19 protein-coding genes and 1 pseudogene are annotated in these 24081 nt (G+C 66.8%); 14 read left to right on the top strand and 6 right to left on the bottom strand.

What is annotated here, in order from left to right:
• The first annotated feature begins 56 nt into the window (after positions 1–56).
• From SCI24_RS07900 to SCI24_RS07880, 5 genes and pseudogenes are all read left to right on the top strand, one after another.
• Positions 57–1838: a copper resistance system multicopper oxidase gene (locus tag SCI24_RS07900; protein WP_318724876.1), complete on the top strand. Its 1782-nt coding sequence runs from the start codon at positions 57–59 to the stop codon at positions 1836–1838.
• A gap of 9 nt (positions 1839–1847) precedes the next feature.
• Positions 1848–2618: a copper resistance protein B gene (locus SCI24_RS07895; RefSeq protein ID WP_318724875.1), complete on the top strand. Its 771-nt coding sequence runs from the start codon at positions 1848–1850 to the stop codon at positions 2616–2618.
• 137 nt (positions 2619–2755) lie between these two features.
• Positions 2756–3529 carry a glutaredoxin gene (locus SCI24_RS07890; protein WP_318724874.1) on the top strand — a complete coding sequence of 258 codons (774 nt, stop codon included), beginning with the start codon at positions 2756–2758 and terminating at the stop codon, positions 3527–3529.
• 16 nt (positions 3530–3545) lie between these two features.
• Entirely contained in the window at positions 3546–4862 is a 1317-nt protein-coding gene (locus SCI24_RS07885; RefSeq protein WP_318724873.1) for an APC family permease, read from the top strand.
• Between the two features lie 20 nt (positions 4863–4882).
• Positions 4883–4996: pseudogene (locus SCI24_RS07880) on the top strand (IS5/IS1182 family transposase); the annotation flags it as partial.
• Positions 4997–5018: 22 nt separating this feature from the next.
• Here SCI24_RS07880 and SCI24_RS07875 read toward each other — a convergent pair.
• From SCI24_RS07875 to SCI24_RS07860, 4 genes are all read right to left on the bottom strand, one after another.
• Positions 5019–5279 (bottom strand): hypothetical protein, encoded by a 261-nt coding sequence (locus SCI24_RS07875; protein WP_318724895.1) that lies wholly within the window; start codon positions 5277–5279, stop codon positions 5019–5021.
• A complete protein-coding gene (locus SCI24_RS07870) occupies positions 5276–7819 on the bottom strand; it encodes a heavy metal translocating P-type ATPase (protein ID WP_318724872.1) in 2544 nt (847 codons plus the stop codon). Before SCI24_RS07870 ends, SCI24_RS07875 begins: the two co-directional genes overlap by 4 nt.
• A 79-nt stretch (positions 7820–7898) precedes the next feature.
• The gene (locus tag SCI24_RS07865) at positions 7899–8444 is read right to left on the bottom strand and encodes a Spy/CpxP family protein refolding chaperone (protein ID WP_318724871.1); all 546 of its coding nucleotides are present in this window, start codon (positions 8442–8444) and stop codon (positions 7899–7901) included.
• A 123-nt stretch (positions 8445–8567) separates the two neighbouring features.
• Positions 8568–8897: a hypothetical protein gene (locus SCI24_RS07860; RefSeq protein ID WP_318724870.1), complete on the bottom strand. Its 330-nt coding sequence runs from the start codon at positions 8895–8897 to the stop codon at positions 8568–8570.
• A gap of 716 nt (positions 8898–9613) precedes the next feature.
• On the opposite strand from SCI24_RS07860, the gene SCI24_RS07855 reads away from it, so the two are divergent.
• The 9 genes from SCI24_RS07855 to SCI24_RS07815 all read left to right on the top strand — a co-directional run bounded on the left by SCI24_RS07855 (position 9614) and on the right by SCI24_RS07815 (position 22871).
• On the top strand, positions 9614–12298 hold the full coding sequence (locus tag SCI24_RS07855; protein WP_318724869.1) for an EAL domain-containing protein: 2685 nt from the start codon (positions 9614–9616) through the stop codon (positions 12296–12298).
• A gap of 61 nt (positions 12299–12359) precedes the next feature.
• The gene (locus SCI24_RS07850; RefSeq protein ID WP_318724868.1) at positions 12360–13382 is read left to right on the top strand and encodes a sensor domain-containing diguanylate cyclase; all 1023 of its coding nucleotides are present in this window, start codon (positions 12360–12362) and stop codon (positions 13380–13382) included.
• 236 nt (positions 13383–13618) lie between these two features.
• Complete coding sequence (locus SCI24_RS07845; protein WP_318724867.1) at positions 13619–14758, top strand: GlxA family transcriptional regulator; 1140 nt, start codon at positions 13619–13621, stop codon at positions 14756–14758.
• A 193-nt stretch (positions 14759–14951) separates the two neighbouring features.
• Positions 14952–15929, top strand: coding sequence for a dipeptidase (locus SCI24_RS07840; protein ID WP_318724866.1), 978 nt, complete (start codon positions 14952–14954; stop codon positions 15927–15929).
• A gap of 88 nt (positions 15930–16017) precedes the next feature.
• A complete protein-coding gene (locus SCI24_RS07835) occupies positions 16018–16563 on the top strand; it encodes a DUF5943 domain-containing protein (protein WP_318724865.1) in 546 nt (181 codons plus the stop codon).
• A gap of 12 nt (positions 16564–16575) precedes the next feature.
• Positions 16576–18648 carry a dimethylglycine demethylation protein DgcA gene (dgcA, locus tag SCI24_RS07830; protein ID WP_318724864.1) on the top strand — a complete coding sequence of 691 codons (2073 nt, stop codon included), beginning with the start codon at positions 16576–16578 and terminating at the stop codon, positions 18646–18648.
• A 179-nt stretch (positions 18649–18827) separates the two neighbouring features.
• The gene (locus SCI24_RS07825) at positions 18828–20792 is read left to right on the top strand and encodes a (Fe-S)-binding protein (RefSeq protein ID WP_318724863.1); all 1965 of its coding nucleotides are present in this window, start codon (positions 18828–18830) and stop codon (positions 20790–20792) included.
• Positions 20792–22075: an electron transfer flavoprotein subunit alpha/FixB family protein gene (locus tag SCI24_RS07820; protein ID WP_318724862.1), complete on the top strand. Its 1284-nt coding sequence runs from the start codon at positions 20792–20794 to the stop codon at positions 22073–22075. Before SCI24_RS07825 ends, SCI24_RS07820 begins: the two co-directional genes overlap by 1 nt.
• Positions 22065–22871, top strand: a complete 807-nt coding sequence (locus tag SCI24_RS07815) for an electron transfer flavoprotein subunit beta (RefSeq protein ID WP_318724861.1) — start codon at positions 22065–22067, stop codon at positions 22869–22871. Before SCI24_RS07820 ends, SCI24_RS07815 begins: the two co-directional genes overlap by 11 nt.
• Before the next feature lie 74 nt (positions 22872–22945).
• Here SCI24_RS07815 and SCI24_RS07810 read toward each other — a convergent pair whose 3' ends face one another.
• Positions 22946–23479, bottom strand: a complete 534-nt coding sequence (locus SCI24_RS07810; protein ID WP_318724860.1) for an invasion associated locus B family protein — start codon at positions 23477–23479, stop codon at positions 22946–22948.
• Positions 23480–23694: 215 nt separating this feature from the next.
• On the bottom strand, positions 23695–24081 hold a 387-nt coding region (locus SCI24_RS07805; RefSeq protein ID WP_318724859.1), incomplete at its 5' end, for a BCCT family transporter.

Genomic DNA, 24081 nt, shown 5'->3' with positions numbered 1-24081 from the left:
TGTGATTCAGCTTGACCCGTCAAGATGCTGCGACCAGACATTGACGGGAATCATACATGGCAAGCTCGCGCGTCATCACACACCCGCTATCACGTCGTCAGGTCCTGAAAGGCGGTGCTGCGCTTGGGCTTGGGTCGGCGGCGGCCCTGGGCCTGCGCCCCAGCTGGGCCGATCCCTGGGGGCAGACCAGTGTGTACGCCAAAGGGGTGGAAGAAGGGCCCGAGGTGTCGCTGGCCATCCGCCGGGAGTCGATCCTGATCGATGGCAAGGAGGCACGACCGTTCAGCATCAACGGCACCAGCCCCGGGCCGATGATCCGACTCAAGGAGGGGCAGGATGCCGTGCTCAAGGTCACCAACCTGCTCGACGAGCCCACCTCTATCCACTGGCATGGCCTGATCCTGCCGCCCGACCAGGATGGGGTGCCGGGGGTGAGCTTTCCCGGCATCGCGCCGGGCGAGACCTTCACCTACCGTTTCCCCGTTCGCCAGAACGGTACCTACTGGTACCACAGCCACTCCGGCCTGCAGGAGCAGCTCGGCCACGCCGGTCCGCTGGTCATCGATGCCGCCGAGCGCGAGCCCTTCCGCTACGACCGTGAGCATGTGCTGCTGCTCACCGACTGGACCTTCGAGGACCCCATGTCGGTCTTCCGCAACCTGAAGACCGCCGAGGGCTACTACAACTTCCAGGAGCGTACCATCGCCGACTTCTTCGCTGATATGCGTGAGAAGGGCTTCGCGGCGACCGCCGAGATGCGTGGCATGTGGGCGAAGATGCGCATGAGCTCGCGCGATATCGCCGACGTCACGGGCAGCACCTACACCTACCTGCTCAATGGTCACTCGCCAGAGGAGAACTGGACGGCGCTCTTCAGGGCCGGTGAGCGGGTTCGCCTGCGGGTGATCAACGGCTCGGCCATGTCCTACTTCGACGTGCGTATTCCCGGGTTGAAGATGACCGTGGTGGCAGCCGACGGCCAGCCGGTGCAGCCGGTTCCCGTCGATGAGTTCCGCATAGGGGTGGCCGAGACCTATGACGTCCTGGTCATGCCCGAGGACGATACCGCCTATACCATCTTCGCCGAATCCATGGATCGTAGCGGCTTTGCACGCGCCACCCTGGCGCCGCGTGAGGGGATGGACGCGGCGATTCCCGAGCGTCGCCGGATCGCCGACCGCGGCATGGAAGCCATGGGCGCCCATGACATGGAAGGCATGGACCACGCCGAGATGGAGGGGGGCGCTGACGGCGACATGGAGGGCATGGATCACTCCAGCATGGAGGGCATGGACCATTCCAACATGCAGGGCATGTCGGATGAGCGCAGCAGGATGAATGCCAACGGCATGCTGGCGGCGGGGGCGGCCCAGCCGGGCTCCCGCTACGACCAGGCCGGCATCGGCATCGACCCGGAGGCGCGACGCATGCTGGTCTACCGGGACCTCAAGGCCTTCACTCCCTGGCCGGACCGCCGTGAACCGGAGCGGGAACTGGAACTGCACCTCACCGGCAACATGGAACGCTACATGTGGTCCTTCGACGGCAAGAAGTTCAGCGAGGTGACCGGCCCCATCCGCTTCAACAAGGACGAGCGCCTGCGCCTGATCCTGATCAACGACACCATGATGGAGCACCCTGTTCACCTCCACGGCATGTGGATGGAGCTGGAGAACGGCCAGGGTGAGCTGATTCCCCGCAAGCACACCCTCAACGTCAAGCCCGGGGAGCGCGTCTCGGCGCTGATCACCGCCGATGCCGAGGGCAGCTGGGCCTTCCACTGCCACCTGCTGTATCACATGGATGCCGGCATGTTCCGGGTCGTCAAGGTTTCATAAGGAGAAGGCATGAATACCAGGAACGTACGGACCGGGGCCGGCACCGTATTGGCCATGCTGACGCTCTCCACTGCCTACGCGGAGGAGGGTTACGATGCGCCCGCTGACTGGCCGTCCCCCATGGCCGAGCACAACATGGCCATGGCGCTGTTCGACCGGCTCGAGTACGCCGTGCCCGACAAGGGGCATGAGGAACTGGTCTGGGACTTCCAGGCCTGGTATGGCGGCGACGTCAATCGGGTCTACCTCAAGTCCGAGGGCGAGAACGTCCAGGGCGATGGCGAGGATGCCGAGTTCGAATCGCTGGAGCTGCTCTATAGCCGGTTGATCGCCGACTTCTGGGAACTCCAGGGCGGCATTGGCTACCAAGGTGGTGTGTTCTCGGATGACCATGCCGAGCGCTCTTACGGGGTGGTCGGCCTGCAGGGGGTGGTGCCCTATGGCATCGAGACCGACCTGGCACTTCGGGTCAGCGACGAGGGCGACGTCTCGGCGAGTTTCGAGGGTGAGTATGACCTGCGTCTAACCCAACGACTCTATCTGCAGCCACGTACCGAAATTGTCGTCGCTGCCAGCGAGGTCGAGGAGTTCGGTGTCGGCGAGGGGCTCAACTCGGTGCGTGTCGGCATGCGCCTGGGCTATCAGGTAACTCGCCGTTTCGCCCCCTACGTGGGTGGCTATTGGGAGAAGCAGTACGGGGATACTGCCGATCTCTCGCGTGCCGGCGGTGATGCCACGGAAGATACCGGTGTCGTGGCCGGGGTGAGGCTGATGTTCTGATCGGTCTCGGCGCGCATGTCCTTGACCCTTGGGTGACCCAAGGGTTCTAGGCTGAAAGCAACAAGAGAGGGTATGTCCCTCCGTCAGTGAGCGCAGGGTTCGAGTTATCTCTTGGTACCGCAAGGAGGTTGATACCCATGAGCACCGTCACTTCGGCGTCTTCCGCGCAGCACGAGACGGCTCGTGTCTACCGCATGAAAACGGAAGAGCACCTCTGCCCGTTCGGCCTGAAGACCGTGGACCTGCTCAAGCGCAAGGGCTACGAGGTAGAGGATCACACCCTCACCTCGCGGGAGGCCATCGAGGATTTCCAGGAGCAGGCGGGGGTCGACACCACCCCTCAGGTCTACATCGGCGAAGAGCGCGTGGGGGGCTATGAAGAGGTTCGCGAGTACCTGGGATTGAGCGTGCCCGGCGAGAAGGAGACGACCTATCAGCCGGTCATCGCCATCTTTGCGACTTCCCTGCTGATCGGCCTGGCGGTGAGCTGGGCGGCCAGTGGCACACTCCTCTCCTTGCGCATGCCGGAATATGCGATTGCCACCGCCATGATCCTGCTGGGGCTCCAGAAACTGCAGGATGTCGAGAGCTTCAGCACCATGTTCCTCAACTATGACCTGCTCGCCCAGCGCCATGTCCGCTACGGCTACGTCTACCCCTACGCCGAGACCCTGGCCGGCGTCCTGATGCTGGCAGGCGTCCTGACGTGGCTCGCCGCCCCCCTGGCCCTGTTCATCGGCACGGTGGGCGCCATCTCGGTCTTCAAGGCCGTGTATATCGACAAGCGAGAGCTGAAGTGCGCCTGTGTCGGGGGCAACAGCAATGTTCCGCTGGGGTTCGTCTCCCTGACCGAGAACCTGATCATGATCGCCATGGGTCTCTGGATGCCCCTGAAACAGCTCATCCTGTGATGACAAGGAGACATGGATGACCGACTCCACGGATCGAACTCCTGAGTACGAGGAGGGGAGCCTCTCTCTGGTGGGGGCGATTGCCCTGGGCACAGGTGTCATGATCGGGGCAGGCATCTTCGCCCTGACGGGACAGATGGCCGAGATGACGGGGCACCTGTTCCCGCTGGCCTTCCTGTCGGCCGCCCTGATCGTCTCCTTCAGCGCCTACTCCTACGTCAAGATGTCACGTGCTTACCCCTCGGCAGGGGGCATCGGCATGTACCTGCAGAAAGCCTATGGCAAGACGCTACCTACCGCTTTCCATGCGTTGCTGATGTATTTCTCCATGGTGATCGCCCAGAGCTTCCTGGCGAGAACCTTCGGGTCCTACACCCTTGAGCTGTTCGATGTGGAGAACAGGTCACTGCTTGTTCCTTCGTTGGGCGTTGCCCTGCTGATTTCCGCATTCCTGATCAACCTCTCTGCCAACAGGTGGATCCAGGGCGTTGCGTCAGTGCTGGGCGTCATCAAGATCGGCGGCATCATCCTCTTCGGGGTGGTCGGCGTCCTGATCGCCGACTCCCTGGAGATGGAGGTCTCGAGCTCGGCGCCCGACGCCTCACTGTCGGGGTTCCTGGGCGCCACAGCGCTGGGTATCCTGGCCTTCAAGGGCTTCACGACCATTACCAACAGCGGATCGGAGATCAAGGATCCTCACCGCAATCTGGGCCGGGCGATCATGATCTCGATCGCCCTTTGCGTGGTGATCTATGCCCTGGTTGGCTTCGCCGTCGCCAGCAACCTGTCGCTGAGCGAGATCATCGAGACGAAGGATTACTCCCTGGCAGCTGCCGCCCGACCCGCACTGGGGGAGGCCGCCGTCTGGTTCACCGTCATCCTCGCCATGATGGCCACCGCGGGTGGCATCATTGCCAGTATATTTGCGGTCTCACGCATGTTGGCGATGCTGACGGAAATGAAGCTGGTGCCGCATCGCCATTTCCACATGCCTGGCAGCATCCAGAAGCATACCTTGGTTTATACGGTCGTGCTTGGCTTGATCCTGACGGCATTCTTCGATCTCAGCCGTATCGCTGCACTTGGTATCATTTTTTATCTAATCATGGATATCGCTATCCATTGGGGAGTGTTGCGTCATCTGCGTCGGGAAATTGATGCAAGCGCAACTGTGTTAGTGATTGCTATACTGCTGGATGCCGTCGTACTGGCAGGCTTCCTTTGGGTGAAGGCTACGACAGACCCCTTGGTATTGGTCGTTGCTGCGATAACAATGTCGGTTATCCTGCTTGCCGAGCGACTCTTTCTGTCTCGCAAGGGGACCTACAGTTAGTCGATTACATACATTCGTAGGTGCCATGGCAGCGGCTGGTGGAGGGGCTGTCGACGTCCTGCTTCCCGAATTCGGCGGGCAGGCGGGGCCGGTTACTCATCGGCCTGATGCGTTTACTGCGAAGCTCCTTCCTTATAGGGTCTTTTTGGCTTCTCGTTACTCATCCTGTTCACGTTGATGATGCCCGAGACGACGGTGCATCAGGAAGTGCATGCCGAGACAGAGTGCCACCGGCAGTACCAGCCAGGCGCCGCTGCTCAGTGATTGCCCGCGCCACATGACCAGCAGCACGGCGCCTCCCATCAGCACCACGCAGGCGGTCATCAGCCATTTCTGGAGTGCCCCGGAATGAGAAGGCGGCTCTTTCTGTGATTCGGCCTCTCCTGAGGGGGGCTTGGTGGACTCTGGTCGTTTCATGAGCGGTCGCCTTTGGCTTGGACCGATGGGGTGGCAGTGGAAGGCTCTCCGCGGGGCTGCTCGCGGGCGTAACGCCGCTTGAGCAGCAGCGAGTTGCCGATCACAGAGAGGGAGCTGGTGGTCATGGCGATAACGCCGATCATCGGGTGCAACAGGCCGATGGCGGCGATGGGGATGGCGGCCACGTTATAGGCGCTGGCCCAGATCAGGTTCTGGATGATCTTGCCGAAGGTGGCACGCGAGAGGTGCATGGCGTCAACCACGGCGGTGAGCTCGCCGCGTACCAGGGTCACGTCCGCCGCCTCGATGGCCACGTCGGCACCCGCGCCGATGGCAATACCCACGTTGGCCTGCTTCAGCGCTGCGGCGTCGTTGATGCCGTCCCCGACCATGGCCACGTGGTTGCCGTGCTTCTCCTGCAGCGCGCGGATGGCATCGACCTTGCCTTCCGGCAGCACGCCGGCCTGGACCTCGTCGATGCCCACCTCGTCGGCCACGGCGCGAGCGGCGCGTTCGTTATCGCCGGTGATCATCACCACGTGCAGGCCCAGCTCATGCATCCCGCGGATGGCCTCGATCGATTCCTCCTTGAGGGTGTCAGCCACGGCGACCAGGCCCAGGGCCTGTCCGTCGGCGGCGACGATCACCACGGTGCGGCCCTTGCCCTCGAGCTCGCCCATGGCCTCATCCAGGGCCTCGAGGCCGGCCACGCCCTCCTCCTCGAGCAGCCGGCGATTGCCGATCAGCACCGCTTCGTCGCCAACCTTGCCCGAGACACCGCGCGCACCGGTGGAACGGAACTCGCTGAGCTCTCCGGGTGTCACATCACGCTCCCGGGCACCGTCGACGATGGCCCGGGCGATAGGGTGCTCCGAGGCGTTCTCCACGCTCGCCGCCAGGGTGAGCAGGCGGTTTTCGTCGACGCCCTCGGCGGCGACGGCCTCGGTGAGTTTCGGCTCGCCGCGAGTAATGGTGCCGGTCTTGTCGAGCACCATCACCTTGACGTCCTTGAAGGTCTGGATCGCCTCGCCTGAACGGATCAGGATGCCACGCTCGGCACCGATGCCGGAGCCCACCATCAGCGCCGTGGGAGTGGCCAGGCCCAAGGCGCAGGGACAGGCGATGACCAGTACGGCGATGGCGGCGAGAATCGCCAGCACCGGCGTGGTGGCCTCGGGGTTCACCCAGGGCAGGAAGGTCGCGCCCCAGTCGAGGATCGGTCGCAGGGCATCCGGGAACAGTGCCCAGGCAATCAGGCTGGCCAGGGCAATGGCCAGCACCGCCGGCACGAAGCGTCCGGTCATGCGATCGGCGAATTCCTGGATCGGCACCCGCGAGCCTTGAGCCTGGTCGATCAGGCGCACCACCTGGGAGAGAAAGGTATCACCGCCGACGCGAGTCGCCTTGACCCGCAAGCGTCCCTCCTTGTTGATGGTGGCACCGATCACGCTGTCCCCGGGGCTCTTGTAGACCGGTATCGACTCGCCGGTGGCGATGGACTCGTCGAGATGGCTCTCGCCCTCGACCACTTCGCCGTCGGTGGGGATCTTGTCGCCGGGACGTATGATCATGATGTCGCCCGGGGCAAGCTCTTTCACCGGCACCTCGACCTCCTCGCCATCGCGCTCGACGCGCGCCGTCTTGGCGCCCAGGGTCATCAGGCGGCGGATGGCCTGGGAGGCGCGCCCCTTGGCCAATGCCTCCAGGTAACGCCCCAGAAGGTGGAAGGTCATGATGGTGGCGGCCATTTCGATGAACGAGGTCATGGGGTAGACGAAGCCGACCAGGCCGATCAGATAGGGCGGCAGGCTGCCCATGGAGATCAGCACATCCATGTTGAAGGTGCCGTTCTTCAGCGAGCGCCAGGTCGACTTGTGGGTGGCGATACCCCCATAGAGGAACACCACCGGAAAGGCCAGCAGGGCGATGATGGCGAGATACCCCGGGATCGGCTGCCAGAACATGTGCGGCATCATCAGCAGCATGATCAGGGTGGTGGGGACCGCGGCGATGATCAGCCGCTTGCGGGCCTGGGCGAGATAGGCCTCCTCGATCTCGGCGTCGTCGGCTTCCTCCGTGTCGTCGGCCTGGACGGCGGCCACGTCATAGCCGGCCCCCTCCACGGCGCGCTTGAGGTCGTCACCGTCGGGGCCGTCCCTGGCAACGGTGACCGAGACACGGTGGCTGGCGATATTGGTCTCGATCTCGCTCACGCCCTCGAGGCGTTCGAGCGTCGTGCGCACGATGCCGGCGCAGTGGTCGCTGCCCATGCCGGGAACCGTCAGGCGGACCTGTTGCTTGCCGGCCCCTCCACTGACGGCGGCCACGTCGTAGCCGGCCCCCTCGACGGCTTCCTTCAAGGTGTCGCCGTCGGGCCCGCCTGTTTCGATGGTCACGCTGACATGGTGGTTGGCGATATTGGTCTGGATCACAGCCACGCCATCGAAGCGTTCCAGTGTCTTGCGCACGATACCGGCACAGTGGTCGCTGCCCATGCCGGGGACCGTCAGGGTGATCGTGGTCGGGGTCGAATCGGTCATCGCATGCCTCCTGAAGCGGAGCCGAAGGGGCGGCCAAACTGTGGCCGCCCGGCCATCCTGGCGCCTCTATCGCAGCGGTTCAGTGATGGGCGTCGTGGTCGTCGGGAGCGACGCTGCTCTCAGGTGTGGCCTGCTGAAGTTGTAGACGTTGCTCGTCGGTCAGCAGGTCATGCATGGCATTTCGCATGCGCACCTTATCGGCCATCATCTCGCCGTGAAGCTCGGCCAGCCGGCCATGCAGGGACTTGACCTCTTCGGGATCCGGGCGTTGGCCATGCATTTCCGCCATCAGGTCGTCGCGCAGGTTCATCAGGCGGCCCAAGCGTTCGAACTGGGCGGGGCGGTGCTCCTGCATCAGCGCGCGCATCTCGTCGTGCTGCTCCGGGTCGAGCATCCCCTGCATCATGCCCACGCCCGCGCCGCCCATCATCGGGCAGGGCATCATTCCGCCGCCCATCATGCCGGGCCCCATGCCGCCCTGGCCGCCGCTCATCATGCCTTTCGTCATGCCGCTTCCCTGGTCGGGCTGGTTGTCCGGCATGCCCTGGGCGAGGGTGACGCCGGAAGCACTGGCACCGAGTGCCAGGACGAGTCCGAGGGCGAGAATATGCTTGCGAATTTCCATGATCGTTCTCCTGGCGAGCTATTGGACCCATTCTAGGCCTTTGCCCACAGTATTCCGGCTACGTGCGGCACACAGGTCAATGCCAAGCAACAACGACTGGGTGTGAGGCATGCCACCCAGGGCTCAGGATCTGAACCGGTGCGTCAGCAGGTAGGCGGGAATCGGAGAAGGATCTGGCAGGGCTTGCGGGACGCCGCTGCTGGCGATTACCCGAGGAGCCGGGTCCATACCGCCCAGGGACTCGTGAAGCGTAGCGAACTTGATGTCTTGCTGCTCCATGCGCGGCAGGACACCAACGAGATAACGCGTGCCATGACCGTGGTGGCAGCTGGGCGCATCCTGGGGGGCGTCGATGTGTTGCCCGGTCTCTACCTCGCCCTGGAAGGAGGTCTCTTGGTGGACGGTGGTTTGGGTCGCAACCAGAAAAAGACTCATTAGCATCAGTGCGGCCATCCCGATACGCATCCACGTCAAGGCGTGGACAAGTCTGAGGCGACGTTTCGGTGGGCTCTTGGCCATGGTGGCAGACAAGTTGTTGGAAGCGGCTCTCTTACCGTAGACCAGTGAGGCCACCTGCCCATTGATGTGCATCAATCTTGCAGTATGCAGGAAACTTGTGTGCAGGGCCCGGGTTTCCCAATCTGGCCACCATCAGATACTGACACTTATTGTTATGAGGCCCGGTTATGGGTCGGCGGTCTCATGTCCCATCCTTATTGCTAATTAACTGCTTTACGCACTGCCGGCATTTACCTTGGCCGTGACATCGCCAGTGATGGGATACGGAGACCATGATGACGAGTCTTGACTGACCCGCCTGCTTGAGCGCTTGCGCCCTACCGGTGCTGGTACTGGAGAGGGGCGGTCATGTAGTCGGACTCGATCACCTGGTTGCACCGCAGGTCTCGAACTGGGACCAGCTCGTTCCGGTCACGCCCGTGGTCGCCTGGGCCATAAGGCCCTTCTTCGACGCCGAGCCCCCGGTAGCCGGATGATTCTTGACGTTTCCCCCCGGCGCTGGGCCTCGGCAAGTAGGAGGCTGACGACGGGGGGAGTGCTCGATTTACCCTGACGGCCGTTCCTGTCATCGTGTGGGCCGGATATCCCGACACGGAGCCAGCATCACGGGCCGGGCAGCGATGCGGAGAGGCCCATGAGGGAGCACGGCAATGCACTCACGGATGGGGGCTGAAGAGGCCTTTCGCCAGCTGGCGGAGGGCCTCGGCAGGAGCGGGGCCCCCGACTTCTACGACACCCTGGTGGCGCGGCTCGCGGCCATCCTGGGGGTCGACCACGTCCTGGTGGCCCGGGTCACCGGGGATGCCATGGTTCACACCCTGGCGGTCTGGTCGCAGGGCCGGCCGCGACCGAACATCACCTATCCGCTGGCGGGTACGCCCTGCGAGACCGTGGTCGGCGAGGAGGCCTGTCTCTATGCGGATGGCGTCCAGGCCCGCTTTCCCGACGATGGCCTGCTGGGTCAGCTGGGCGCGGTCAGCTACCTCGGCCTGCCGCTCCTGGCCGCGGACGGGACACCACTGGGCCTGCTCGCGGTGCTCAAGAACACGCCCATGCAGACCGCAGGCCTGGAGCAGGAGGTGCTGCGCATCGCCGCGGTCCAGGCCGGCGCCGAGCTGGACCGCAGCCGGGCCGAGCTGGCGGTGCAGGAGAGCGAGCGTCGCCTCGAGACCCTGCTCAACCACCTGCCCGGCATGGCGTATCGCTGCCTGAACGATCGCGACTGGACCATGAGGATCGTCAGCCAGGGGGCGCACGCGCTGACGGGGTACCGGGCCGACGAGCTGCAGGACAACCGGGTCGCCAGCTATGCCGCGCTGATCCATCCCGCCGACCGTGAGCGGGTGTTCGAGGAGGTCCAGGCCGCCGTTTCACGCAGAGACCCCTTTCGCGTCATCTACCGGCTGCACCATGCCCGGGACGGTACCCGCTGGATGTGGGAGCAGGGCCAGGGGGTCTTCGATGCCGCCGGCGAGCTGCTCCATCTGGAGGGCTTCATCACCGACATCACCGAGCAGCATGAGGCACAGCGCGTCCAGGAGGCGGTGATGCAGGTGGCCTCGACCGTCACCACCCGCATCGGCGACGACTACTTCCATCAGCTGGTCAGCACCCTGGTCGAGATCCTCGAGGCGGATGCCGGCTTCATTGCCCTGCTCGAATCCTCCCGGCCGGATGCGGACCCCCTGAGCGGCCGCGCGTCAGCGACCATGAGCATGGTCAGCGTGGTCGCGGAGGGGCAGCGGCTCGACAACTACGCCTACGCGCTGGCGGGCACCCCCTGCGAGCAGGTCCTCGACGAGCGGGAGGCCATGGTCGAGGGCGACGGCACCGCGCTGCTGCCGGGTGGGGCCGGCGTGGCCAGCGCCTGGATCGGCCGTCGCCTGGACAACGCCAGGGGCGAGCCGATCGGCGTCGTCATGGTGCTCTATCGCCGCCCGCTGGAGGCCAACGCCTTCGCCACCTCGGTGCTGCGCATCCTCTCCACCGGGGCCGCGGCGGAGCTGGAGCGGCGACGCGACCACCGTCGCATGCACCAGCTGGCCTATACCGACGGCACCACCGGCCTGCCCAACCGGGTACGCTTCATGGAAGAGCTCATGCGTCTGAGGCAGGAGGCCGAGAAGGGCCAGCAGCCGCTCCTGCTGCTGCTCCTCGACATCCGCCGCTTCAAGGAGATCAATGACCTCCACGGCCACCAGATCGGTGACCAGCTGCTCTCGACCACGGCCGGGCGCCTGGCGCGTGCCATGGGGCCGAACGAGGTGCTGGCGCGGCTCTCCGGCGACGAGTTCGCGGTGCTGGTGCCGCAAGCCAAGGAAACCAGCCTAGAGCAGAGTGTGCGGCGGCTGAGGGATGCCGTGAGCAGGCCCATCGAGCTCGGTCACCGCAGCTTTGTGCTCGAGGTCAGCATCGGCTCGGCTTGCTACCCGCGGGATGCCGTCACCCCCGGGGAGCTGTTCAAGTCCGCCAGCATCGCGCTCTATCACGCCAAGCAGCAGGATGACGGGACCTGCCCCTTCGACGAATCGATGACCTTCGCCCTCCAGCGCCGCCAGCAGATGACGGAACGGCTGAGCGCGGCGATCGCCGGCCAGCGCCTCGAGCTCCACTTCCAGCCCCAGGTCGACCTCCGCACCGGCGAGCTGGTGGGCGCCGAGGCGCTGTGCCGATGGCACGACGCGGTCTGGGGCTGGGTCAGCCCGGGGGAGTTCATTCCCTTGGCGGAGGAGCGCGGACTGATCCGCCCGCTGGGCGACTGGGTGCTGCAGGCGGCCTCGCGGCAGATGGCCGCCTGGCGGCGCGAGGGCATGGCCCTGCCCGGCCGGCTCTCCCTCAACGTCTCCGCTCAGCAGTTCGCGGATCCGCAGCTGGCCGAGCATATCGCCACCCTGACCCGGGACGTACCGGCTTCGGCCATCGGCCTGGAGCTCACCGAGAGCGACTTCATGCGTGACCCCGAGCAGGCCGTCGGCATCACCCATGCGCTGCGCAAGGCCGGCTATGCCCTGGCCATCGACGACTTCGGCACCGGCTACTCGTCGCTCTCCTATCTGCGCCGCTTCTCGGCCGATGCCCTGAAGATCGACATCTCCTTCGTTCGGGACATGCTCGATAGCCGCCATGACCGGGCCATCATCCAGACCATCATCGCCATGGCCCGGACCCTGGGGATGAAGACGGTCGCCGAGGGCGTCGAGACGCCGCAACAGGCCGAGGCCCTGGCCGGCATGGGCTGCGAGCAGGCCCAGGGCTACCATTACGGCAGGCCGCTCCCGGCTGCCGACTTTGCCGCTGCCTGGGCCCGGGTCATGCGCCGCCAGGCACCGGGCTAGCGGCACTCCCGACCGTTCGTCTCGCCTCCATTCACGTCTCGACCGGTAGAACCCCATGGCCATGACAGCATCACGACAGATTCCCGCCGCGCTGCTGGAGCGGCTTGCCGACACGGCCGCCGACCCTCGCCGCCTGGAAGCCGTCGTGCGGCCCCTGCTGGACCTGCTCGAGGAAGTCACCGGACTGGAGTCCACCTACTTCACCGTGATCGATGAACGCCAGGGCCTGCAGACGGTGCTGCATGCCCGCAACACCCGTCAGCTGCAGATCCCGGAAGGCCTGACGGTGCCCTGGACGGACACCCTGTGCCGACGCGCCATCGCCGAGGGGCGGGGCTTCACCGCCGATGTGGCCGGCTGTTGGGGCGACTCGCAGGCGGCACGCGAGCTCGGCATCTGCACCTACCTGAGCGAGCCGGTGCGGCTGGTCAATGGCATGCTGTTCGGCACGCTCTGCGCCGCCAGCGAAAGGCGGGTGGAGGTATCGGACAGCACCCGGCACTACATCGCGCTCTTCTCCGACCTCATCGCCCGCTACATCGAGAGCGAGAAGCTGCTCGACATCCTCGTCAACGAGAACCAGCAGCTCAACCAGCACGCCCTCACCGACCCCCTGACGGGGATTCCCAACCGTCGTGCGCTGATCCAGTCGCTGGACAGGCTGCTCGGCGAGGCTGCGGCGCGATCGACGGTGCTGCACGTGGCCTTCATCGACCTGGACGGCTTCAAGGAGATCAACGACCGCTTCGGGCATGACGCCGGCGACCGCTTCCTGATCCAGATCGCCGCGGCCCTCGACGCGGGTCGCGGGGAGGGCGATGTCATTGCCCGCTACGGGGGCGACGAGTTCGTCTGGCTGTGCCCCGCCGCGGGCCGCGAGCCTGCCCGGCAGCGTGACGCCCTCAAGCGCCAGCTGGAGCGCCTGACCCAGGGCACCTTCCAGGCCGGCGACGATGCCATCGACTATGGCGGGGCCAGCGTCGGCGTGATCACCACCGAGCAGGACGAGCGGGACAGCCGGCAGGTCCTGCAGCGTTCCGACACCGCGATGTACGCGCGCAAGCAGGTCCGCAAGGGCGGGTGACGACGGACTGGGTCCCCGCCTTGTCCAGGAGCGACATCCTGCCACCCTGGGAACGACACCATGGTCGTCAGCGACTGGCGTCACGGCGGCCGATAGACAATGGTGTCATGCCAGATCACGACGCCTTGCGGTACCTTGCGCGACGGACTTGCCTGATCGCGACAGCCAGACACCGGCGGGCGTCCGGAGACGGTTATAACAACAACCCGTGTATGACCCCGTAGAGGAGTCTCGCCATGACGACCCCCTCCCAGGCACCACAGAAGCCGGCTGCTCCCCAGGCCATCGGCTTCCTGCTGCTGGAAAACTTCACCCTCTTTTCGCTGGCCTCGGCCATCGAGCCGTTGCGCATGGCCAACCAGCTGGCCGGCCGGGAGCTCTATCGCTGGTTCACCCTGAGCCTCGATGGCGAGCCGATCTCCGCCAGCGATGGCCTCAAGGTCACCCCGGATGCGGCGACCACGGTGCCGCTGGCGCTGGACATGGTGGTGGTCTGTGGCGGCGTGGGGCCGGCGCGCGCGGTGCAGCGCGAGCATGTCACCTGGCTGCAGGGGCAGGCACGCCTCTCCCGTCGCCTGGGGGGAATCTGCACCGGCAGCTGGGCGCTGGCCAAGGCGGGGCTGCTGGATGGCTACGAGACGAGTGTCCACTGGGAGTGCCTGGCCGCCATGCAGGAGTCCTTTCCCCGCGCCCTGCTGACGACACGGCTGTTCTCCATCGACCGCGAGAGGGCCACCGCCTCGGGGGGCACCGCCCCCCTGGACATGATGCTCACCCTGATCGGGCGGGATCATGGCCGTGAGCTCGCGGCGGGGATCTCCGAGATGTTCATCTGTGACCGCGTGCGCGGGGAGCAGGACCAGCAGCGCGTGCCGCTCAAGCATATCCTGGGTACCACCCAGCCCAAGCTGCTGGAGATCGTGGCGCTGATGGAGGCCAACCTCGAGGAGCCCATCGGGCTCGAGGAGCTGGCGGCCTATGTCGACGTGTCGCGTCGCCAGCTCGAGCGGCTCTTCCAGAAATACCTGCACTGCTCGCCGTCGCGCTACTACCTCAAGCTGCGGCTGACCCGCGCCCGGCAGCTGCTCAAGCAGACCTCCATCTCGATCATCGAGGTGGCCTCCGCCTGCGGCTTCGTCTCCACGCCGCACTTCTCGAAGTGCTACCGGGAGTTCTTCGGCCAGCCGCCCCGCGACGAGCGTCAGGGCGCGAACCCGGTCCGGCTGCCGGTGCCGCCGCCCTGCGAGCAGGCGGGCACCAACCTGGAACTGCTGACCTTCGAGGCCTGTCCGGTCGAGCCGGTCTCCTCGGCCATCCTGGCCCTCGACCAGGCGCGTGGCGAGCCGACCTACGCCAGCGTCATGCTGCGCTCCTGACCACTGCCTTACCGACCCTCCTGCCGAACCGATCGCCCTGCCGGCCCGTCACGGGCCGGCAGGGTGTCGTCGTGCGTCGCAGGCGCGACAGTTATGACGTTTTTGGAATTCTCGTCGTCGTTTCCAGGCGCCGAGCCGGAGTGGGCCGGCGCTATGCTGCCGTCGAGTCGAACACATCCCCGGAGCGGCACACATGACCCCAAGAGAACTGCACGACGACGCCATCGTCATCGATGGCCTGATCATCGCCAAGTGGAACCGCGAGCTGTTCGAGGACATGCGGCGCGGCGGGCTGACGGCGGCCAACTGCACGGTGTCCGTCTGGGAGGGATTCCAGGCCACCGTCGACAACATCGTCCGGTCCAATGCGCTCATGGCCGAATGCAGCGACCTGGTCCGCCCCGTGCGCACCACCGCCGACATCACCCGGGCCAAGGAGGAGGGCAGGACCGGCATTCTCTACGGCTTCCAGAACGCCCATGCCTTCGAGGACCAGATCGGCTATGTGGAGGTCTTCAAGCAACTGGGCGTAGGCATCGTGCAGATGTGCTACAACACCCAGAACCTGGTGGGAACCGGCTGCTACGAGCGTGATGGCGGTCTTTCCGGCTTCGGCCGCGAGATCGTCGCCGAGATGAATCGCGTCGGCATCATGTGCGACCTCTCCCACGTCGGCGAGACCACCTCCCGGGAGGTCATCGAGGCCTCCGAGAAGCCGGTCTGCTACTCCCACTGCCTGCCCTCCGGTCTCAAGGAGCACCCGCGCAACAAGTCCGACGCCGAGCTGAAGTTCATTGCCGAGCGTGGCGGCTTCGTCGGCGTGACCATGTTCACCCCCTTCCTGCGTGCCGGCATCGACGCCACCGTCGACGACTACGTCGAGGCGATCGAGTACGTGATGAACATCGTCGGCGAGGACGCCATCGGCATCGGCACCGATTTCACCCAGGGCCACGGCCAGGACTTCTTCGAGTGGCTGACCCACGACAAGGGCTACGCCCGCCGCCTGACCCGCTTCGGCGAGATCATCAACCCCGAGGGCATCCGCACCATCGGCGAGTTTCCCAACATGACCGAGGCGCTCTCGCGCCGCGGCTTCAGCGAGCCCCAGGTGCGCAAGATCATGGGCGAGAACTGGGTACGCGTACTGAAGGACGTGTGGGGCGCCTGAGTGCTGGGTAACACCTCTGCGTGATAAGGGGCCCGAAAGGCCCCTGCCCACTGACTGACTAGAACAACGATTTTCGAGGATTACGACCGTGACTCAGATGGCCCCCGAGCTGCCCATCGAGGTGGACGCCGAGACCGGTGTCTGGACCACCGACGCCCTGCCGATGCTCTACGTGCCGCGGCACTTCTTCATCAACAACCATCTGGCTGTGGAGGAGGCCCTGGGCGCCGAGAAGTACGCCGAGATCCTCTACAACGCCGGCTACAAGAGCGCCTGGCACTGGTGCGAGAAGGAGGCCGAGTGCCATGGCCTCGAGGGGGTGGATGTCTTCGAGCACTACATGACACGCCTCTCCCAGCGCGGCTGGGGGCGCTTCATCGTCGAGGCCATCGACCTCGACGCCGGCACCTGCCGGGTGCGCCTCGAGCACAGCGCCTTCGTCTACCAACTGGGCAAGGTGGGGCGCAAGGTGGAGTACATGTTCACCGGCTGGTTCGCCGGGGCCATGGACCAGATCCTCGCCGCCCGGGGCAGCGATCTGCGCACCGTCGCCGAGCAGGTCCAGAGCGCGGCCGAGGAAGGCTGCGACGTGGGCCGCTTCGTCACCCGTCCGCTCGACACCCTTCGGGGCTGAGGAGTCACCACCATGGCATTCGACGCACTCTTCCAGCCGATCCAGATCGGCAACCTGACCATCCGCAACCGGGTGGTCAGCACCGCCCACGCCGAGGTGCATGCCACCGACGGGGGCATGACCACCGAGCGCTACGTCAGGTACTACGAGGAGAAGGCCAAGGGCGGTTGCGGCCTCGCCATCTGCGGCGGCTCCTCGGTGGTCTCCATCGACAGCCCGCAGGGCTGGTGGAGCTCGGTCAATCTCGCCACCGACCGCATCATCCCGCACTTCCAGAATCTCGCCGATGCCGTCCACCGGCACGGCGGCAAGATCATGATCCAGATCACCCATATGGGGCGCCGCTCGCGCTGGGATGGCTTCGACTGGACCACGCTGCTGTCGCCCTCCGGCATCCGCGAGCCGGTGCACCGCTCCACCTGCAAGACCATCGAGGAGGAGGAGATCTGGCGCATCATCGGCGATTTCGCCCAGGCCGCGCGCCGGGCCAAGGAGGGCGGCCTCGACGGCGTCGAGCTCTCCGCCGTGCACCAGCACCTGATCGACCAGTTCTGGAGCCCGCGGGTCAACAAGCGCGAGGATGACTGGGGTGGCAGCTTCGAGAACCGCATGCGCTTCGGCATGGAGGTGCTCAAGGCGGTGCGCGCCGAGGTGGGCGACGACTTCGTGGTGGGCATGCGTATCTGCGGCGACGAGTTCCACCCCGACGGCCTCTCCCACGAGGACATGAAACAGATCGCCGCCTACTACGATGCCACCGGCCAGGTCGACTTCTTCGGCGTGGTGGGCTCCGGCTGCGACACCCACAACTCGCTCGCCAACGTCATTCCCAACATGTCCTATCCGCCGGAGCCCTTCCTGCACCTGGCGGCGGGCATCAAGGAAGTGGTCGGCGTGCCGGTGATCCACGCCCAGAACATCAAGGATCCCAACCAGGCAAGCCGCATCCTCGAGGGCGGCTATGTGGACCTGGTGGGCATGACCCGGGCGCATATCGCCGACCCGCACCTGATCGCCAAGATCAAGATGGGGCAGATCGACCAGATCAAGCAGTGCGTGGGCGCCAACTACTGCATCGACCGCCAGTACCAGGGCCTGGACGTGCTGTGCATCCAGAACGCCGCCACCTCCCGCGAGTACCTGGGCCTGCCGCATATCATCGAGAAGTCCGAGGGACCCAGGCGCAAGGTCGTGGTGGTGGGCGGTGGCCCGGGCGGCATGGAGGCGGCCCGCGTCGCCGCCGAGCGTGGCCACGACGTCACCCTGTTCGAGGCCGCGGAGGCGCTCGGCGGCCAGATCACCATCGCCGCCCAGGCCCCGCAGCGCGACCAGATCGCCGGCATTACCCGCTGGTACCAGCTGGAGCTGGCGCGGCTCAAGGTCGACCTGCGCCTGGGCACCCGGGCCGACGAGGCGACCCTGCTCGACCTGCGCCCGGATATCGTGGTGCTGGCCACCGGCGGCCAGCCCTTCCTCAGCCAAGTGCCCGAGTGGGGTTACGCGGAGGACCCCGCGGAGAGCCTGGTGGTCAGCACCTGGGACATTCTTTCGGGCAAGGTAGCGCCTGGCAGGAACGTGCTGATCTTTGATGCCATCTGTGAGTTCTCCGGCGTCTCGGCGGCGGACTTTCTCGCCGACAAGGGCGCCAAGGTGGAGATCGTCACCGACGATATCAAGCCGGGCGCGGCGGTGGGCGGCACCACCTTCCCGACCTACTACCGCAGCCTCTACGAGAAGGAGGTGGTCATGACCTCCGACCTCGCGCTGCACAAGGTCTATCGCGAGGGCGACTCCCTGGTGGCGGTGCTCGAGAACGAGTATACCGGCGCCCTGGAGGAGCGGGTGGTCGACCAGGTGGTGGTGGAGAACGGCGTGCGTCCCGACGAGGCGCTCTACTACGCCCTCAAGGCGCAGTCCCGCAACAGGGGCCAGCTGGACCTGGAGGCGCTCTACGCCATCCAGCCCCAGCCCTGCCTGAGCGAAGAAGGTGACGGCTTCCTGCTGTTCCGCCTGGGCGACTGCACGGCACCGCGCAATACCCATGCGGCGATCTACGACGCCCTGCGGATCTGCAAGGACTTCTGAGCGAAAGCTATTGCGCTCGACCAGGCGTTGTTGAAGTTCGGTTCGTCATGCTCATGGAGCAGCCAGTCCACTCCGCTGACTCGCCGAACTTCGCCTAGCCTGGCCGTCGCTCATGACGCTTTCTCTATGCAGGCCTCTTCAACCCCGGATAACAACCGACAACTTGCGAGGTGAGCGAGATGCTCGAGATCCTGCTACCGATACTGATCTTCGCTGCCCTGGGCATGGCGGTGATCGGCGCCTGGCGGCGTGTTCGCCTGTGGCGCCAGGGGCGGCCCTCCGCCGTGCCGCTGCTCAAGGGCCTGGCGGCCCTGCCGCGCCGCTACCTGGTGGACCTGCATCATGTGGTGGGGCGCGACAAGGTGATGTCCAACACCCACGTGGCCACCGCCGGTGGCTTCGTGGCCGCCGCCGTGCTGATGATCCTGGTGCATGGCCTGGGGTTCGCCAATCCAGTGCTGGGCGGGCTGCTGCTGGCGGCCAGTGCCACCATGTTCGCGGGCAGCCTGTTCGTCGCCAGGCGGCGCCGCAACCCGCCCGCCCGGCTCTCCAGGGGGCCCTGGATGCGCCTGCCGAAGAGCCTGATGGCCTTTTCGCTGGGCGTCTTCCTGATCACCCTGCCCACGGTGGGCATCCTGCCTGCCGGTTTCGGTCACTGGCTGCTGGCGCTGTTGCTGGCCGCCGTGGTGGCCTGGGGCCTGGCCGAGATGGTGGTCGGCATGACCTGGGGCGGGCCCATGAAGCACGCCTTCGCCGGCGCCCTGCACCTGGCCTTCCACCGCCGCGCCGAGCGCTTCGGCGAGGGCAACCGCTCCACCGGGCTCAAGGCGCTGGACCTGGAGGATCACGACGCCAGGCTCGGCGTCGAGGCGCCCGCCGACTTCACCTGGAACCAGCTGCTCGGTTTCGATGCCTGCGTGCAGTGCGGGCGCTGCGAGGCGGTCTGCCCGGCCTTCGCCGCCGGCCAGCCGCTCAATCCCAAGAAGCTGATCCAGGACATGGTGGTGGGTATGGCCGGCGGCAGCGATGCCGCCTATGCCGGCAGTCCCTACCCCGGGAAGCCCGTCGGTGAACATCATGGCACCCCGCACGGCCCCATCGTGGCCAGAGAAGGGACGGCGCTGGTCGATGCCGAGACCCTGTGGTCCTGCACTACCTGCCGCGCCTGCGTGGAAGAGTGCCCGATGATGATCGAGCACGTGGACGCCATCGTCGACATGCGTCGCTTCCTGACCCTGGAGCGCGGCGAGACGCCCAACAAGGCCCCCGAGGTGCTCGACAACCTGATCGCCACCGACAATCCCGGCGGCTTCGACCCCGGTGCTCGCATGCACTGGGCCGCCGATCTCGACCTGCCGCTGATGGCCGACCTGCAGCAGGTCGACGTGCTGCTGTGGCTGGGTGATGGCGCCTATGACATGCGCAACCAGCGCACGCTTCGTGCGCTGGTCAAGGTGCTGCGCGCGGCAGAGGTGGATTTCGCGGTGCTCGGCAACGAGGAGCGCGACAGCGGCGACGTGGCGCGTCGCCTGGGCGACGAGGCCACCTTCCAGAGCCTGGCCAGGCGCAATATCGCGACCCTGGCCAAGTACCGCTTCCAGCATATCGTCACCTGCGACCCGCACAGCTTCCATGTGCTGGGCAACGAGTATGGCGAGCTCGGCGGCCACTACCGCGTCTATCACCACAGCACCTACATCGCCGAGCTTCATGAGGCCGGGCGCCTGGCCTTCCGGCCCTGGAAGGGCGGCAGCGTGACCTATCACGACCCCTGTTATCTGGGCCGCTACAACGGCGAATTCGAGGCGCCACGCAACGTCCTGCGCGCCCTGGGCATCCAGGTGGCCGAGATGGAGCGCTCCGGCTTTCGCTCGCGCTGCTGCGGCGGCGGCGGCGGTGCCCCGATCACCGATATTCCCGGCAAGCGGCGCATCCCCGACATGCGCATGAACGATGTCGAAGCGACCGGCGCCGCGCTGGTGGCGGTGGGCTGCCCGCAGTGCACCGCCATGCTGGAGGGCGTCGTCGATGCCGGTGCCGAGGTGCGCGATATTGCCGAGCTGGTGGCCGATGCCCTGGTGGCGCGTCCTGCCGACGAGGCGCCGCCGCCATCCCGCCAACCCGTGCTGGAGGAGGAGGTCTGATGACCGAGATTCGTCGTCGTGACCCGCGTCGCGAGTGGGTCGCTCGCAACCGCCTGCATCCCGAGCACGCCAGTGTGCTGGCCGCCCTTGGAGAAATCGGAGGCAGCGGGGCCGCCAGCGAGTGGCTTGGCCCCCAGGGGGTGGTGCGCAGGAACCCCCACGCCATCGGCTTTATCGGCCCCAATGGCGTCAAGCGTATCGATCGCAGCGGCGCCCAGCAGGGCGGCGAGGCCCCGGGGGGCACCCGCCAGGCGGTCAAGGATGATCGCCGCCATGTCGAGATTCCCGAGCCCGCCTTCCTGGTCGCCGTGGTGCCGGACATGGCCGGCGGTCGCCTCTCCGGCCATGACAAGGACCTGCTGGGCCTGGCGCGGCGCCTGGCCGATGCCGACCCCGAGTGCCCCGGTGCCGTACTGGCCGTGGTGTTTGGCGAGCACAAGGAAGGCAGTTTCGGCGAGGCGGGCATCGATCGACTGCTGCACCTGGAGGACGCCATCTACGCCGGCTTCGCCCCCGAGGCGCGCCTGGCGGCGCTCTCCACCATCGAGCGGGAGTGGGCGCCGCGCCACTGGCTGCTGCCCGACTCACTCCTGGGGGGCGCCGACCTTGGGCGGCGCCTGGCGGCCCGGCTGGGGGAGCGGCCGGCGACCGGTGTCTGGCAGCTGGAGGTCGACGCCCGGAGTCCGCTGGGATGGCGCTGTACTGCCCGGGGCGCGGCGGAGAGCCTGGATATCCTGCGCCCCCTGCCGCGCGTCGCCCTGGCGCTGGCCGAGTGCGCCGAGCCGGTGGACGAGACCCGTCACGCCGCTGCGCCACTGGCGCTCGGCAGCGAGCTGCCCGCGCTCCTGTCGCGCGTCGAGGACCTGGGGCAGGTGGCGGTGGACCCTGCCGGCGTGGCCCTGGCCGAGGCGGAGTTCATCCTCTCGGGAGGCAATGGCATCAAGGACTGGGACCGCTTCCACCACGCCGCCAGGGTGCTGGGGGCGACGGAAGGGGCCTCCCGGGTGGCGGTGGACGACGGCCACATGGCCCGCGATCGCCAGGTCGGCGCCACCGGCACCTGGGTCACGGCCCGTGTCTATCTGGCCGTTGGCATTTCGGGGGCCATCCAGCACCTGCAGGGCATCCAGGGCTGCGACAAGGTCGTGGCCATCAACATGGATCCCGGCTGTGACATGATCAAGCGCGCCGACCTGGCGGTGATCGGCGATTCGGCCCCGGTGCTCGAGGCGCTGGTGGCCCTGGTGGAGCAGTCCAGAGAGGAGAAGCGTGATGCAGCCTGAGAAGAGCATGGCCCCGGACCTGGCGGTAACCGTGCTGGTCTCCGTCGGTCGCCACCCGCTGACCGGACGCCGCCGGCGTGCCGACCGGGACGCTCGCGGTGTGGAGCTGGCGCGCTCGACCCCGGGGGCCGAAGTCAGCCTGCTGCATGCCGGCGTCCTCGACGAGGCCAGCGAGGCGGCCCTGCGTGACTACCTGGGCATGGGCTTCGAGGCGCTGACGCTGATCGAGCAGGCGCCGGGTGCCGACGTGCTGCCGGCCCTGGCCGAGCGCCTCGAGGCGGCCGCGCCGCAGCTGGTGATCGCCGGGGAGCGGGCCGAGCAGGGCGAGGGCTCCGGCCTGCTGCCCTACCTGCTGGCCGAGCGGCTCGGCTGGCCCCTGGTCAATGGCCTGGCGGCGGTGGAAGGGGTCGAGGACGGCATCGCCACCCTGCTGCAGGCGCTGCCCCGCGGCCAGCGGCGTCGCCTGAGGGTCCGCCTGCCGGCCATCCTCACCGTGGATGCCGCGGCCCCGGCAGCGCGCCAGAGCGCCTTCGGACCGGCGCGGCGTGGGCGGCTGGAGGTCGTCGAGGCCCCGGCGGTCGAGGACCATGCGCTTGCCGAGTGGCAGATGGTCCCGGCCCGCAAGCGGCCCAAGCGGCTCAAGATCGTCAAGGCCGCCTCGGCGCGGGACCGCTTCAAGGCCGCGGCGGCCAAGGCCGAAGGCGGGGGCGGGCAGGTGCTTGCCGACGCCACGCCGGAGCAGGGCGCCGAGGCGATCCTCAAGCTGCTGCGCGAAGAGGGCGTCCTGCCCCGCTGATCACGCGGCCAGCCAGACGACGACAGCCCCGGCCAGGTGCCGGGGCTGTCGCGCATGCGGGGCGGGCGTGACCGTCAGGGCGCGATGCGCTGGCTGGCGTCGGTGAAGCCCATCAGGGAGATGTCCAGGTCCATGCGGTTGCCGCGCGGCCCGATCAGGCTGAGGGTCGCGCTGCTGCCGCCGCGCAGCGCCTGGACCATCGAGGGCTCGAGGGGCAGGTCGGCGCGGCAGCTCTGCTCCAGGCAGACCTGGTAGGGGAACTGGGCCGGCTCGCCGCCGCCCACGCTCAGCTGCAGGCCAGGGGCGAGGCGCACGCCCAGCGGCAGCAGGAAGGTCATCGCCGGGCGTCCCTCGAGCTCCGGGGGGTAGCCAACGATTACCCGCATCAGGGGGTCATTGCTGTCCGGATTGGTGACCAGCTGGCTCATGGTGCAGGCCCCCTGGCGGCGCTCGGGCGGGCAGATCACTTCCCAGTCCCGGAACTGCTCGGCCTCGACATTGGCACCGGGGCTCCCAGGAGATGCCTGCTGGGCAACGGCCTGGGAGGCCAGGGCCAGCAGTGACAGCAGGGCGGTCAGGCAGAGGCGTCTTGCGAGACGGTTCGACATGGGGGGTGTTCCTCCTTGGCGTGGGTGGCCATGATCTCTGGGTCGGTGGGTGTCACTGCGGTATCCGCCCGATGTCCCGGTGGATACCGAGAGGATAACCATGCCTGCTTGACCCTGCGAGGTCGAGCCCCGGGCCGCTTCTGCCATGAGGTGCGGCGGTCAACGACAAGAACCCCGGCGGGTGCCGGGGTCGTCGCTTCAAGGGAAGGGCAGGGTCAGGCAGTCGGGACGAGCCCGGGGCGGCGTTGCTCCTCGTGCAGCCCCTTGACCAGGCTGAACGCCATCATCAGCAGGATCAGGGTGAAGGGCAGCCCGGTGGCCACGGCGCCGGCCTGCAGGGCGCCCAGTGCGGCATCGCCGCCGCCGTAGAGCAGGATGCCGGCAATCACCCCTTCCAGGGTGGCCCAGAACACCCGCTGGCCGCGCGGGGCATCGGTCTTGCCGCCGGCGGTGATGCTGTCGATCACCAGCGAGCCGGAATCCGACGAGGTGACGAAGAAGATCAGCACCAGCAGGATCGCCAGGCTGGAGGTCAGGGTGGTCAGCGGCAGCTGCTCGAGCATGTGGAACATCGCCAGGGAGACGTCGCTGATGCCATTGGC

Origin of the sequence: Halomonas sp., from assembly GCF_033549285.1 — a bacterium.
Taxonomy (GTDB): domain Bacteria; phylum Pseudomonadota; class Gammaproteobacteria; order Pseudomonadales; family Halomonadaceae; genus Halomonas.
Note: the sequence above shows the minus strand (reverse complement) of the source record. Positions and strands in the feature narration are given on the sequence as shown.